This window comes from Myxococcus sp. AM011 (genome assembly GCF_013372595.1).
Classification (GTDB): Bacteria; Myxococcota; Myxococcia; order Myxococcales; family Myxococcaceae; genus Myxococcus; species Myxococcus eversor.
This window is the reverse complement of sequence record NZ_JABXEM010000597.1, coordinates 1-663: the sequence shown is the minus strand read 5'-3', so window position 1 is coordinate 663 and position 663 is coordinate 1. Positions and strand designations below refer to the sequence as shown.

1 pseudogene is annotated in these 663 nt (G+C 69.4%); it reads right to left on the bottom strand.

From position 1 onward, the window contains the following. Positions 1 to 359, bottom strand: a pseudogene (locus HUW62_RS47570) (site-2 protease family protein); the annotation flags it as partial. Positions 360 to 663 lie beyond the last annotated feature (304 nt).

The following is a 663-nucleotide window of genomic DNA, read 5'->3' as shown; positions in this document are numbered from 1 at the left end:
ACCAACGCCATCAGCGCTTCGTCCCGAGGCCGAGGCGGCGCCTCCGACAGCTCCGACACCCCGCCCACCATCATCAACGTAATCGAGCGCACCTGCCCGCCCCGCGCCAGCGCGTAGAATGTGTGCGCCAGCTCGTGGATGAAGACGGACGCGAACAACCCCACCGCCACGCCCAGCCCCCACAAGATGGGCGAACCCATCAGCTGCTCCGGAGGCACATTGGCCACCTCCGCCGCCCGCCGGAACGCGCCGCCGAACAGGTACGCCAACAGCGGCAGGACGAGCAGCAGCGAATAGTGGACGCGGATGGGGATGCCCCGCAGCGAGCCCAACTTCAACGCACCTCGTGACTCGCGCATCGTCGCCTCCTTGCTCCCCTTCAAGCTCCATCCCGCACCCGATGCGCGCACGGTGCCGGGATTGACTCGTTCGCCCGTCTGCCTCCTGAGTGTCCGCTGCCGGGCCCACGCGATGTCCACCCACGAGCACCCACCGTCGCTCCCGCTCCCGCTCCGCGAAACGCTGGCTACCGTGCTCCCGCTCGGTCCCTGGCCAACACCTCCATCGGCGAGGGAGGCAACGGCGGCTTCCTTCGGGATGGAGCGCGGCTGCTGGTGGTCGTGGTGACGGACGAGGAGGACTGCAGCTCCACGGTGCGCCCGC